Origin of the sequence: Pelagibaculum spongiae, from assembly GCF_003097315.1 — a bacterium.
Lineage (GTDB): Bacteria > Pseudomonadota > Gammaproteobacteria > Enterobacterales > Pelagibaculaceae > Pelagibaculum > Pelagibaculum spongiae.
In genome coordinates this window covers 21,829-35,033 of sequence record NZ_QDDL01000004.1, presented here as the reverse complement: position 1 = coordinate 35,033, position 13,205 = coordinate 21,829, and the positions used below count along the sequence as shown (strand labels likewise).

Below are 13,205 nucleotides of genomic sequence, written 5' to 3'. Positions count from 1 at the left end.
AATCCTTTTTTATAAACTTTTTAATTGGTGTAATCGTTGAACCAATTCTGGTTCCCAATCGCCCAGCTGGTGCTTTTCAGCTTGTTGCTGCAACCCTTGCAAATAAGGCAATGCTAAATCTGAAAGCTGCTGTGATTGTAAAAATTCAGCAATCAACAATCGCCAGAAAAACTGCTGCCTCGGTTGCGATTGATTAAATAGAGAAAGCTTTTCATTCAATCTTTGAAAAACCTTCCGCAGCCCTTCTTTTTCCGCTTGATCAATTACTTGTGCTAGCTGTTCTTGCCAATTGATATCACCAGCAGCAATTTGATTATTTCGAGGAATCAGCCATCTATTAGTTTGATCACAAACGAATGGCTGACCGTCTTTGAAGGTAAATTGTTTAAGCAAAGGCAAGCGCTGAATAAAATCAGCTGCTAGCTGCCGAATCGTTTCTGCTTGATCAACTAAACCGAGTGATATGGCTATTTGACTGCTTAAGTGATGCCCATCAATCCAGAAGGGAGCCACAATTAAACTTTGTTCAACTTGTTGCCACAGCGAGAAGTCTGCTCCTTGGATAATTTGCTGCCGGTATTGCTGCACTCGGTCTTCACTCACCGCCATCAGCTGTGTTCTATACTGCTCATCTGCCTGCGGTAAACTTTCAATTGAAAACCAAATCGCTTGGCGACGAGTAACTAACGCAAGATTCAACCAACTATTATCTGAATCGAAAACAACCTGCTTATTGTCAGATAGTTGCATCTCAAAATCATTCGTGATTTGTTGAGTTGCCGTCTCAAAATACCATTGTGAAATTTTTAGTAGGCTCTGTTTAATCGCACGCTCATTCTGGTTATCAATTTGTAACAACCCTAAATCACTTTCATTAGGAAGCAGTTGACTCGGTGATAGCTTGTTTTCTGCTGAAGCGGTAACTTGTTGTAGGCTGGAAGTTGAAACACTTTTAACTTTAGGAGCAGCAGTTGATTCAAAATTAATCCGCTTTAATTTTTGCCCAAGAGATTCAACGAGCTGATCTAATAACTTTCGATTAAATTCGCTCTGGCTTGAATGCTTTGTAACCGTCAACAATAGCCGATCAGATCGCAGCTGAAGCTGTTTTTTTTCAGCGGGTGAAATCGCAGTAAAAACTAACTGATCTAACGCTTGAATGGTTCTTTGAATGATTTGAACAAAAAGTTTTTGACGAACTCTGGCACCTTTTTTTCCTGGCAGAGGAAAACATGACAACCAATATTGAGCAATAAATTCAGACAATAACAATAATGAATCAGAAAACCCATTAACTGACTTATTATGCTGCAATACCTGCATCAGCCAATTAACCAGTCGTAAGTCTTTAGTCTGCTGGCCCAATAACTCAATAGTCAACTGCTTAACTTGCTGCCACTGCACTTGCTGGTGTGCCAACGAGCCTACCTTCATCATTTGTGATTCTATTTGCTCCCAACGTGGATCATCGGTGGCATTATATCCACACGGCTGCAACGCATTACAAGGGGCTAGCGCTTGCTCAATCTGCTTACTCATCAAAAAACCTGTTGTTATTTATGATTATTTTTATTTTGTTTTTATTTTTTGTTGGCTTACCAACTACAGGTATCTCGCAACGGCTTTATCGCTTTAGTCAGTTGTTGCGTTTCAAATAGCAGACCATCAATTAATTGATTATCTGATCTCAAAGAAAAACGATCACTTTTTAGCATAAACTTCATAGCAGAAACTGCTGGCAATCCTCGTCCTGATCGCACTACATAGCCTGTTTCATCAGACATCCACTGCTGCGGAAAATGTCCTTTTTCATTGGTCAGATTGACTGAAAACCTTGGCTGATCAACAGCTTCAGGCAACAATAATTCCACTCGAGAAATATTATCAATACAGCTTAATAGCAGCATCGGCCGTCCAGTATCTTTTAAACGACTCACTTGCCCTAATGCCGTTGCAAAAAGCCAATAGTTATTATTTTCAGAGGTTATTAGTGGTTCGGAAAAACCCGCACTCGTCAGAGTGAATTCAGACAAGTGAGGATTTGTTTGTTTTTTTTGCCATGCCATCAATTGCAGCCAGCGCTTAGGGTAATCTACTGCCCAAGCTAACTGCCGTTTAGTTAATTGCTTAGCCACTTCCAAAGCGAGATTCAGTGTTGGCTGATTGGCTGGAAACAATTGATCGAAACAAGTTAACCGTGGTAATTTTGATGTCATCTCAGCACATTTCTGAGCGTTAACTATTGATTTATTCCACTCCCAATCAATGGCCGAATCAATTACCGAGTTTTGCTGCTCGGCATGAACTGTGTTTGTAAGCGCGCTAACAATAAATAGCCACGTCATCATAACCACAGCAAGGCAGTGAGTGCCCATCAGCTAATTTCCAACTTAAGGCATTTATGCGCCAAGGTTCTTTTTGGCATTCCTAAACTAGCGGCAGCCTTGGCACGGCTACCATTGAAATGTCTTAACTTTGCTCGAATAATCGCCGTTTCATATTGTTGCACCGCTAATTTCAAATTATCGACTTCATCAAAAGATTCAGTAAAATCATCATGCTGTTGCTGATTTTTTAGGTACGGTTGGCTCATGATTTTTCGAGCCACCGACTGGGCGAAATTAAAGTCACCCATCGACATTCTTTGATAAATAGTGTCGCAATTAATTTCACAGTTATCACTGGTTTCAGTACAAGCAAAAGCGATCAAATTTCTTAATTCTCGTACATTACCGGGAAAATCATACTGTTGGAGATAATCGATTGCTTGAAAACTGATTCCTCTAATCTTTCGATTATGCTCTTGGTTATATTTTTCAATAAATGCTTGAGCTAAAATCGGAATGTCGCCAGTCCTTTGGCTCAAATCTGGCAAATACAGCGGATATTGATTAATTCGATAAAATAAATCTGCTCGGAATCCTTTAGTTTCAACCTGAGCTCGTAATTGAACATGGGTTGCAGCAATCAACCTAAAATCTGTTGCTTGCTCTTGTTTACCCCCAAGAGGACGGAAACTCTTACTTTCTAATACCCGCAATAACTTGGCTTGCAGGCTTAATGGCATGTCGCCGATTTCATCTAGCAATAAGCTGCCACCATTAGCTTCTGCAAGCAGACCTCTCTTAGCAAAATCAGCACCAGAAAAGGCGCCCTTTTCATAACCAAACAATTCACTTTCCAATAAATTTTCTGGAATAGCCGCGCAGTTGATCGCTAAAAACGGGCCATTAGAACGAGTTGAACTATGGTGTATTGCCCGAGCAGCCAGCTCTTTACCAGTGCCAGTTGCGCCTTGAAGTAAAATGGATAACTCAGTTTGTGCTGCTTTAACCAATGAGCTTTTCATTTGTAACATTGGCTGGCTTTGACCAATTAACCACTGATCGACCGTTTTTTGCAGTTGTTGGCTATGCTTCTGTTGCTGTAAATCTTCAATTGAACATGCAAGTACTTTTTTCTGTGTATTTTGCTGCTGCAATTGCACTAATACTTGCCATTGTTGGCTAAAAATTTGACAAAACTTATTAAAATCTTGCTGTTGATTCAGTTCAGTCAAATTGTGATCCGCGGCGATTAAAACCAGAATCCCTTGTAATTTTTTTTTGCTTTTCGCTTTAACACTACTCATCTCTTTATGAATTGGTTGTATGAGCACTTGCTGCAATAAACGGGTTTCGCCGAGCAGTGCTGCAAATGAATTGTTGCTGCGCCAATAAGGAACAGAGGCACGCTCAAGCAACATCGCTTTATCATTTCTTAATACATGGGAAAACGGATGTTCGAAATCATCAACCTTCCAATCTAAACATTGTGGGTGATTCAATGTCTCGACTAATCGCCCATTGGCAGATGGAACAATAAAATGTGCCGCCATCAACTGATAATGGCTCGCGAGTGTTTGACAAAAGTTTTTCGCCAATACACTGTGTTCATTAGCTGTGGTGATTGATAGCAACTGACCTAACAAGCTCATAATGTGCGCCTCTCTAAACGGGAGTTCTTATTAAAATCACATCGGAAAAAATCACTAAAAAGCAAACAAATAGAGAGAATCCCTGCGTATTTATATTTTTTGTTAGCTGGGTCAGATAGCCCACCAACTGGCTTAGTTCAGTTCGAATCACAGTGTCTTCCATCCTTGGTTAGACAAATTTATTTTCAGTGGCTGACAACAAAACAGCTTCAATTTAACTGTTAAGAATTAAACATTTGTTCTAATTGAGACAACAAAATACTGGTTTGCTGTTCTAGTGCTTCTACATAGCTGAGATATACCGCTGCCAGAATGGCAACAAATAAGCAATAGACACTCCACAAAGGGATTTTACTTGCTGGACGATATTTTTTCTTAATTACAGATGATTTAGCATCAGTTAATTGACTTTGATCTTCCGATTGAGCGTCAGCTAATGACTGATATAGCGTTTCAAGAAATTGTTGATGCAAAACCGCACCATTTTCAATCACCTTAAATTGCCCTTGTAATCCAAGCGACAGACAGATAAAGGCGAAATAAAGTAGCTGCTGAAACTGTTCTGGCTCAGTTTGAAGCCTTGAAATAATGGAAAAAACCTTTTCACCACCCCAAGTTTCACCATGAAAACGAGTTAGCAGCGAGTGCTCAGCCCAAACACTATCGGCACCCCACGCAGTACCCATCACCAATTCATCAACAAAACAGCATAAAATATATCGCCAAGCAAAAATATTGGCCGAATCTAAGGCCGATTGATTAAGGTGAAGTTCAATCGCAATAATATCTTCAACCACTTGCTGATAAATTAAATCGATATTATTGCAACTGGTCAGTTGGCGTAATCTAAGCGCAAGTCCAATCACTCCACTTGAAAGGTCTAACAGCAGATTAATTTCACTGTTATGGCTCACTAATTGAAAACCATTCATTTGATCTGCTAAATCAGTATCTATGTACTGTGGATTCCATGAATTAACTGACTGCGGATCGAATAAAGACCGTTCTGTTGGCTTATTAAGTTCAGCAACCGATAGCTTGGGTTGCTCAATAACTAAATCATTCATCACACATCCTTGTGCTGATACCGGTCGTACTTGAAGGGTGCCAGGCTGTTAGTTACGGCGAATTGCCCAAAGTTGTAAATCCAACTCCGGAAAATCACCCGCGACATGAAATGCAAAACCGCTTGAGCCATCAAGCATTTGCCAACTGGTACTTTGCTGGTCCAGCTGGAAATAGATATAACCGGCATGATATGGCAGCTGTCTCGGTGGTGTTGGCAATAACTGCAACGGAATACCTGGCAGTTGCAATGAAATCAGCTCACGAATTTTTTCAATCGATGCCGCTTTCGATTGCTGTAGAAATTTCTGCCCAAGTTGCTGTGGTTGCATTTGCGACTTTACCGCTAAAATAAAATCAGCCTGTTGCAGCAACGTCGAGTCATGAATTGGGGCAACCAACAAGCCATAACGACGCTTTTGTAGTTGTAAAGACATCGCCTTTGGTTGCAAAACAATGCTCAGCGATTGGCGCAGCCACTTAATCAGTGGAATAAAAGCAGTCGCTGGCTGCATATGCTGGTATGCCGGGAAATCTGGCGCTAGGTGCTCAGCATCGGTATAAGTGAACAACTCGCCGCACATTATAATCAGTTCGCTATACACCCGCTCCGGATGGGCTGATTCCAGATTTGCTAGGTGCGCTAGTTGAGGGGAAATTCTATTTAACAGCTGTAGCAACATAAAATCAGACAAATCCGCAACAGCAGATTGACTGGTTGCTTGCTGTGGCCCGCCAGACATTCGCATTGCAATATTTTTTGCCCGTTCGCGCACCATTACCGATAATTCTGCGATCCACTGTCTAATTTTGGGTGCCGCAGAAATACTTAAATGGCAGGGAATAAAATCTTGATCTAATAATAAACTCCCATCGGCACGCCGTTCAAGAATTCTGGCAAATGGTAAACAGCAATAGCCTTGGCGTTGTTCCTCCTCTAGCATAATTTTTATTTGTAGCTGACCTAACTCCAGCACGCTGGGCTCTGCAGTTTCTGAATGAATATCGATCACTTCCTTGCACACCAGCTGATAACGTCGTCCCTGCTGATCACATTCACGATCAACTTCTAACAATCCATTGTTTTTTAATGGAATCGCTAAATAAACAATCTGACCTGCGACTTGGTTGGTTTCAATTTGCAATGGCTCCGGGGCTGCGTCATTACTAGGAATTGAAAACGATGTGCCGTCTGGAAAAATACCGCTGGCCGAATTAATGCCAATACGACCAAAAGACGGATATTCTTGGTTCAACTCTATCGTTTGTAAACCATATAAATATTGGCTAATTGCAGTGCGATAACTCTGTAAAAGACTGTCGATATTTCTCTGTTGCTGCTGAAAGTGCTGCGGCTTAATAAATAGCCCTTCACTCCAGACGACATTATTTCCATAAGACATAATTCACCTGCATCCCTTACAATGACAATTGTCCTTAAAATACGATCCCATAAGTGACTACAAGCTATTCAACCTTAGTTAAAGTCACATCTTGTGCTGCGAACATCATCAGCAAATGATATTCACGGCCAATCGGCTTTACCTTGATCACTTTCTTCCAAAGCGACCGCTCAGGATCAGAAAATTTGGCAACAATACCAATATAATTTGCATCATCTTCCACATTAAACGGGCCAATAAATTTAAACTGGCCAGGTAATAATGCGTATTCGCTATGATCGAGGTAATTAGTACCGAGAGATTTTTCATATTGCGTATTTAACTGATCATAATCAGCTGCCAAGAACATTGCGTCATCTTCCAACTGAAAAACATTAAATTCAATCGGTGAAGAATCACCACTTGGGTTGGGGTTCAACCAATTTTGTGCGACCAGGCTGTAAGTGATTTTTGTCGGTAAATTCTGTGGTTCCCCCACCGGTATATCCGGTTGCCAAATCACCTTGGCAGTTTTGCTGGATGCCTGCCATATCGCGCCACAGCCACTGATAGCGCCACTCAAAAAAATGATTGAAAGGCTAAACAAAGCCAACAGCAATCGACTTGATCTTGATCCAATCGACGCATATTTCATACCGATTGCTCCTGCTGTAACTGGCGTAATTTGGCGTCATAATGCTGGTCAAACACTTCTTGGAACAATTTTTCAAAACCTTGTTGGCGGGTCGAATTGAGTTCTGAAAAATAACTTTGATACATTTCCCAGGCCCAACCTGACGGGTTATTTTCAGCTAATTCTTTTGCTGACTGATATTGTGAAAATCGCTGCAATAGGTTTTCTGGCGCTAATGCTTGTAAAATACTTTGTAGCGCTTGCGATGTTGCAAACTTAACTGATTGGTTATGCAACAGAATAGTTTGCAAGCTTTCTTTAATCGCTGCTTCAGCCGATAAATAAATTGGGTTTTTATTCTGAGAAAACAGCGTTTCCAAGGTTACTTGGCTGCTTTGGCCCAGTCGTAACGGATTGTCTTCAATTGGTTGGCAATTCCGATTGATCGCATGATATGAAGTATTTTCAACCTGCTGATGTAGCTGCAACAACCCATCCACTGCTGTTTTTAATGACCGAGCGATATTTTCGGTTAACTGTTGGACCTCTACTGTTCGGTGATAACCGGGCAAATTAACCTCCAACCCTTTAAATAAAGGCAAGCAAGCAATATGTGCCGTTTCATGGTCAGCATTATTTTGCGTATCATCCAATTGCGAAATGTCTTGCTGCAGCTGATCTGCAAAATTTTGATCTACAGAGTTTTGGTTTACTGCGCTTTTTTTTACTGGCACTTGATCTAAAGAGCTTTTATTTAAAGAGACCTGATTTAAATCCGCAGCAACTTGAGACTCCAGCTGTTCCAATAGTTGTTCATTCATAATAAGAGGATTTTCCAAAGATAAATTAGCTTTAGTTTGCAGCACGGGTTTAATTTCTGGAGCAGCAGGTGGTAGTACCGGCAATAGTGCAGGAGATCGTTGAGACATGAGTAACTGCTCGATATCTTCCGAAGCTAGATCAGTCCCTTCACTGCTGATGCTATTTGATGAAGAATTAATATCCACCCGTAACCGATAGCGACCTATTTGAACAATATCATTATGTTGCAACTGAACTTGACGATGCCAACCAATAGCTGAACTCGCATCATTAATATAAGTCTGATTCACTAGATCGGTCAGAATAAAAGTTTGATTCGAATAATCAATTCGACAATGGTTAGCATGCACTGTTTTTCCGATATCATATAACTGCCAATCAGCATTTTTTGCGGCGCCCACCACTCCACTACATCGATAAAAATCATAGTAAGTACTATGAGATTTTCCGGCTGACCATTTCAAGTCATCCGCATTTATCAGCGATAATTTTAATCGATCAGCAGCAATTGATAATTGCTGATGATCCAATACTATTGGTTGATTAGACATTGTTATTCTTCCCCTCCCCTGCTTAACAAAGTGTTATTGAAATAGCAGAATCACTTAAGCTACGTTTTTTATTTAATTGGGCGACTGGCAAACAACTACTCCAGCCCAACTGTAACGAATGATCCTTTGCCAATTGCATTAGCGGCGGCACTTGCTTTAAATACAGCTTCAACTCTACTGCAAACGGCTCTCGCATAATAAATTGCAGCAACCTTTGTAACGGATTGAAGTATTGGCCATCGGGAAAAAAATCTTTAGCTTGATCAAAAGATAACTGCCCAAGACATAAAGCAAACTTACCTCTTCGATCTGCTATTTTTGAGCCAATTACAAATTGTTTACCTAACACTGCATTTCGTTGACCCAAGGTTACCCGCTGATTTTCATCAATATTGATGCGCCTCAGCTGCCACATCGTAATAGTGACTTTGGGTAATTCAAAATAGCTTGCAATAATTTTTTGTAATACCTGCGGCGATCGATTGCGATGGGATAACAAGCCACAAAATGGCAACAGTCGATTCCAGTCTAACTGCAAGTGCTTTCTTAATTGGGGGTTCGCCAACCCACACAACGCAAAGACTTGGCTAGATAGCGCATCTTCGGCATCAGAACGAAATCTTAAATAATAACGGTGCTTACGCCAAATTTTATATAAAAAACCAATTAATCGATGATTAAAATAATCCAAAAAAGCTTTTCGACTGCCTGATTCATCATCATTAGCTAATTTATCTAGATAGAACCCGGGTAACGGTGACTGTGCACCACTTAAGCCCAAAAATGATGTTTCCAACTGGCCATTGTTATTGGCGCCAAACTGCAAGCTTTTAATGTCACTCGCTGCAAAACCCAGGCTTGGGTTGGCTGAGAAAATTAATTGACCATCTACTAACCAATCGACTGCTTCGGGATCAATGTTTTGCTGCTGCAGCATCAATTCAACCAATTGAAAAAACTGATATTGATGACACTGATCAACCATCACCTGAGAAGCAGCTAGATCAATGGTTGCACGCCAGTTTTCGGTAGCCATTGGTAGCTTTCCTGGTTATCTAGATTGATCACTTCCAGCTGATGGAAAGAATTAATACTGGCGTAAAGTGAAAAGAAATGTCGCAATATACTGGCAAAGCAATAAAGGTCGCCCTCACTAGCAAAATGGCTTTGCGATAATTGAATAGTGGAATGTAAACCTCTCACTGGCAATCCACTCATTAGTAAATCGGTCGATTTAGAATTAATCGCTGCGATGCCTTGTAATCTTTTACTAGCAATACGCTCACTTTGCCTGTCTGATAAGGCTTTAAAATCATAAATTTTTAACAAGCTGGTTAAAGCTTCTTTTGATAGTAATGACAGGTAATTTAGCGAGAAATTTGAAATCAATTGCCATAACAAACCACCCTCCAATGCTGGCCGGATCGGTGCTGTAGGTTTGCTTATATTGCGAAAACTAGCAAAGTTAGGAGACTGATCTGTCGGTTGATTAATTTGCCCCTCTGCTAGCTCTAATGGCAGCTGTCTATTACTGCACAATAACTGCAGAGACACTGTCTCATTGTGTGAAATTTGCGATATTTCATCTTCTCTAACAAAGGCCACTGAATGGTCAAACCCAGTATTCTGGTTGCTTTGGCGGACTCTCATTCGATAATAAAGAGACGTTTGCTGCTGGCTTCGATCAATTTCATGGTGAAAGCTTTCAAATGCATGATACATCCGGTGCTTGCCCCGTTGCCGACCTTGGCCGCCACCCACCCAACCTTGCGCTTGTATCACCGAAAACACTTCGTAATGTGCGGGCGAGCGCGAACTTGGTTGCAGTTTATATTCCGTCTGCTTACCCGATAAATTAATGGGATCAGCATCATGTTCGAATAAATTGACTGCCGGGGTGCAAAAAAGCTGCAAACTCTGATGATTAATTCGAACATCATCGGGTAATGATCGATCAAAGAAAAACATCAGTTCACATTCTGATATCGGTTGATCCAGCTTCTTAAATTCAGCAGCAGGTAATTGCAAATCAAAAAACAAAAATGCCTCAGGAAAAGCCAGATATTCTTGTAAAATACGATAACCATCAAAGGTGTTTTCATAGCCAGGCAACAAGCTATCTCGTTGCTCAAAACCAACCGGAGTCAACTTATCAGCAGCCACTGAAATAGCCCGCCCTGCTAAACACAGTTTGATCGATTTTAGATATTGATCCAACCACAAATACAAGGTTTGTGCGCTATAACTATCGGCAGATAGATATAGCCTGAGTTTTTTAGGCGCCACATCATTTAGCGAAGCATCATTGATCACCTGTAATTTTACTTGAAGACGATTACGCAATGCTGGCTGATCAATCAATATATTCGAAATTTCAATCGGATAAAGATCAACATCTCGACAACTAGTGAATCGACAGCGAGTACCCAACACTGGTTGGCTATCTAACTCGGTTCCGCTGGCAATCTTCTGCTGACCTTCACAACTTGCAGCATTCATTGCAAATTGCATAATGCACATACTGGGAATTGGCCTTAAATAATTCGGCCACAAAAGGCTAATTAACGAGTGGGTTAATTCTGGAAATTCATCGTCAACTTTCTCTCGCAACTTTCCGGTCAAAAAAGCAAAGCCTTCCAGCAATCGTTCAACATCTGGATCACTGTTTTTATTTTGCAAATATCGCGCTAATTGCGGATGAGCTTCACTGAAAACCTGTCCTTGCTGGCGCAGATAATTCAGTTCATCTCGAAAATATTTTGCTTGAGACACTATTTTTTGTTTTCCAGAGTTTTTATAACGATTTTTACAACACCCGGTATTGGCGGGAGCTGTCCAGTAACAGATCTATTTGTAACTTGTTATGAAATGCTGTGGCGTTTAATACCGCTTGCAGCTTAAATCGCAGGTTTAGCGGGCAGTGATCATCAAACATCACCTCAACCTGCAACTGACTGATTCTTGGTTCATAACGGGTAACACACAGATAAATCGCATTTTTAATTCTTAGAGCTAGATCATGGCTACCCAGCGTTGCATCATTAAAATCAATCAATCCTAACTCGGGGCAAGATAAAGACGCACCAGCTCTGCTATTCAGCAAATGAGAAATGTTTTTTTTAATTGATGCCAAAACCGTATGAGGGTCCGGGCCAAGGGTTTTGGAATACCCGGGCGCATCGCTGTGCAAACGCTCAAATAAACCAACACCCCATGCTAGCGGATTTTCTTGATAACTCATGATCGATTAAGCCGCCCTATTCCTGGTCCAATCGTCCAACTAGCGACAATTCAAAATTTGCGCCCATATATTTAAAATGAGGCCGAACTGCTAATGACACCTGATACCAGCCAGGGTCACCTTCAACATCAGTCACTTCAATTTTGGCCGAGCGCAATGGACGACGACTGCGAACTTCTGCTGGTGGATTTTCCTGATCAGCAACAAACTGACGAATCCAGTTATTTAATTCTCGCTGTAAATCCTGTCGCTCTTTCCACGAACCGATCTGTTCGCGCTGTAACACTTTTATATAATGAGCCAACCGATTAATAATCATCATATAAGGCAATTGCGTACCCAACTTATAATTGGTTTCCGCCTGTTTACCTTCTTTGGTATTAGGGAATACTTTCGGCTTTTGTACTGAGTTTGCTGAAAAGAATGCAGCATTATCACTACCTTTTCGCATGGTTAATGCGACAAAACCTTCTTCAGCCAATTCAAATTCCTTACGGTCAGTAATTAATACTTCAGTTGGGATTTTTGCCTGCAAGCTACCCATAGCTTCAAAATGGTGCACAGGTAGATCATCTACCGCGCCGCCACTTTGTGGGCCAATAATATTTGGACACCAGCGATATTTTGCAAAACTATCAGATAGTTTGGCGGCTAATGTAAATGCGGTATTGCCCCATAGATATTGTTCATGGGATGCAGTAACACTTTCTTTATAATTAAAACTACGGATAGGGCTTTCTTCAGGATCATAGGGCGTTCGTAACAAAAATCTGGGTGCCGCCAGCCCAAGATAGCGAGCATCTTCGGATTCCCGCAATGAGCGCCACTTGCTGTACTTTGCACTCTCAAAAATAGATTTCAACTCTTTGATATTGGGTAATTCTTCATAAGAATCAACACCAAAAAACTCAGGAGAAACCGATGAAATAAAAGGTGCATGCGCCATTGCACCCACCGAGCTGACATATTTCAACAGCTTCATGTCTTGGGCTGAGGGCGTAAATGCATATTCACCGACAATCGCCGCGACTGGTTCACCGCCAAACTGGCCATAACCTGCAGAATAAATATGTTTGTAGAAACCAGTTTGTGTTACATCGGGGGCATATTCAAAATCTTCAAACAACTCTTGTTTCGTCGCATGAATCAATTCAATTTTTATGTTTTCTTTAAAATCAGTTCGATCTACCAGCAGCTTAAGCCCTCTCCAGGCGGCTTCCATCTGTTGAACTGGCTGACAATGTAATATCTCGTCCATTTGTCCGGAAATTTTCTGATCCAATTCATTAATCATGCAATCAACCAATGATTTATTAACTGGCTGATCTGCTTGATCACCTTTAATCAGCTCTTCAATAAATGCACTCACACCTTTTTTCGCTAAATCATAACCATCATCACTTGGCCGAATTCGGGTTTGCGCCATAATTTCGTCTAATAAGGCGGTACCGCAATATTCTTCACCTTGGCTAGTGTCTTGTTGAAGCGCTTTTTCTTGCACTGCCTTTTCCTTAACTTGCATAATATTATCCCT

Annotated in this window: 11 protein-coding genes; all 11 read right to left on the bottom strand. The window is 41.0% G+C overall.

The genetic code is table 11. The features are described from left to right. Positions 1–9 precede the first annotated feature (9 nt). Positions 10–1,539 (bottom strand): type VI secretion system protein TssA, encoded by a 1,530-nt coding sequence (tssA, locus tag DC094_RS11000; protein ID WP_116687168.1) that lies wholly within the window; start codon positions 1,537–1,539, stop codon positions 10–12. Positions 1,540–1,595: 56 nt separating this feature from the next. Further along, positions 1,596–2,375 (bottom strand): type VI secretion system-associated protein VasI, encoded by a 780-nt coding sequence (gene vasI, locus DC094_RS10995; protein ID WP_116687167.1) that lies wholly within the window; start codon positions 2,373–2,375, stop codon positions 1,596–1,598. After that, complete coding sequence (locus DC094_RS10990) at positions 2,375–3,976, bottom strand: sigma-54 interaction domain-containing protein (RefSeq protein ID WP_116687166.1); 1,602 nt, start codon at positions 3,974–3,976, stop codon at positions 2,375–2,377. The genes vasI and DC094_RS10990 overlap by 1 nt, the downstream gene beginning before the upstream one ends. A 221-nt stretch (positions 3,977–4,197) precedes the next feature. Beyond that, positions 4,198–5,043, bottom strand: coding sequence for a type IVB secretion system protein IcmH/DotU (icmH, locus tag DC094_RS10985; RefSeq protein ID WP_116687165.1), 846 nt, complete (start codon positions 5,041–5,043; stop codon positions 4,198–4,200). 48 nt (positions 5,044–5,091) lie between these two features. After that, positions 5,092–6,444 carry a type VI secretion system baseplate subunit TssK gene (gene tssK, locus DC094_RS10980; RefSeq protein ID WP_116687164.1) on the bottom strand — a complete coding sequence of 451 codons (1,353 nt, stop codon included), beginning with the start codon at positions 6,442–6,444 and terminating at the stop codon, positions 5,092–5,094. A 64-nt stretch (positions 6,445–6,508) separates the two neighbouring features. Beyond that, a complete protein-coding gene (gene tssJ, locus DC094_RS10975; RefSeq protein ID WP_116687163.1) occupies positions 6,509–7,078 on the bottom strand; it encodes a type VI secretion system lipoprotein TssJ in 570 nt (189 codons plus the stop codon). Next, positions 7,075–8,430 (bottom strand): type VI secretion system-associated FHA domain protein TagH, encoded by a 1,356-nt coding sequence (gene tagH / locus DC094_RS10970; protein ID WP_116687162.1) that lies wholly within the window; start codon positions 8,428–8,430, stop codon positions 7,075–7,077. Before tagH ends, tssJ begins: the two co-directional genes overlap by 4 nt. Positions 8,431–8,452: 22 nt before the next feature. Beyond that, positions 8,453–9,466 (bottom strand): type VI secretion system baseplate subunit TssG, encoded by a 1,014-nt coding sequence (tssG, locus tag DC094_RS10965; RefSeq protein ID WP_116687161.1) that lies wholly within the window; start codon positions 9,464–9,466, stop codon positions 8,453–8,455. Then, positions 9,430–11,202 carry a type VI secretion system baseplate subunit TssF gene (tssF, locus tag DC094_RS10960; protein WP_116687160.1) on the bottom strand — a complete coding sequence of 591 codons (1,773 nt, stop codon included), beginning with the start codon at positions 11,200–11,202 and terminating at the stop codon, positions 9,430–9,432. Before tssF ends, tssG begins: the two co-directional genes overlap by 37 nt. Before the next feature lie 34 nt (positions 11,203–11,236). Beyond that, positions 11,237–11,671, bottom strand: coding sequence for a type VI secretion system baseplate subunit TssE (gene tssE / locus DC094_RS10955; RefSeq protein ID WP_116687159.1), 435 nt, complete (start codon positions 11,669–11,671; stop codon positions 11,237–11,239). A 16-nt stretch (positions 11,672–11,687) separates the two neighbouring features. Next, positions 11,688–13,193 carry a type VI secretion system contractile sheath large subunit gene (gene tssC, locus DC094_RS10950; protein ID WP_116687158.1) on the bottom strand — a complete coding sequence of 502 codons (1,506 nt, stop codon included), beginning with the start codon at positions 13,191–13,193 and terminating at the stop codon, positions 11,688–11,690. Positions 13,194–13,205: the final 12 nt, after the last annotated feature.

Bases quoted from the DNA above. Each gene is read 5' to 3' on its own strand.
- tagH (WP_116687162.1), bottom strand. From the start codon at position 8,430: ATGTCTAATCAACCAATAGTATTGGATCATCAGCAATTATCAATTGCT.
- tssK (WP_116687164.1), bottom strand. From the start codon at position 6,444: ATGTCTTATGGAAATAATGTCGTCTGGAGTGAAGGGCTATTTATTAAG.
- vasI (WP_116687167.1), bottom strand. From the start codon at position 2,375: ATGGGCACTCACTGCCTTGCTGTGGTTATGATGACGTGGCTATTTATT.
- tssJ (WP_116687163.1), bottom strand. From the start codon at position 7,078: ATGAAATATGCGTCGATTGGATCAAGATCAAGTCGATTGCTGTTGGCT.
- tssC (WP_116687158.1), bottom strand. From the start codon at position 13,193: ATGCAAGTTAAGGAAAAGGCAGTGCAAGAAAAAGCGCTTCAACAAGAC.
- tssG (WP_116687161.1), bottom strand. From the start codon at position 9,466: ATGGCTACCGAAAACTGGCGTGCAACCATTGATCTAGCTGCTTCTCAG.
- tssA (WP_116687168.1), bottom strand. From the start codon at position 1,539: ATGAGTAAGCAGATTGAGCAAGCGCTAGCCCCTTGTAATGCGTTGCAG.
- tssE (WP_116687159.1), bottom strand. From the start codon at position 11,671: ATGAGTTATCAAGAAAATCCGCTAGCATGGGGTGTTGGTTTATTTGAG.
- DC094_RS10990 (WP_116687166.1), bottom strand. From the start codon at position 3,976: ATGAGCTTGTTAGGTCAGTTGCTATCAATCACCACAGCTAATGAACAC.
- icmH (WP_116687165.1), bottom strand. From the start codon at position 5,043: ATGAATGATTTAGTTATTGAGCAACCCAAGCTATCGGTTGCTGAACTT.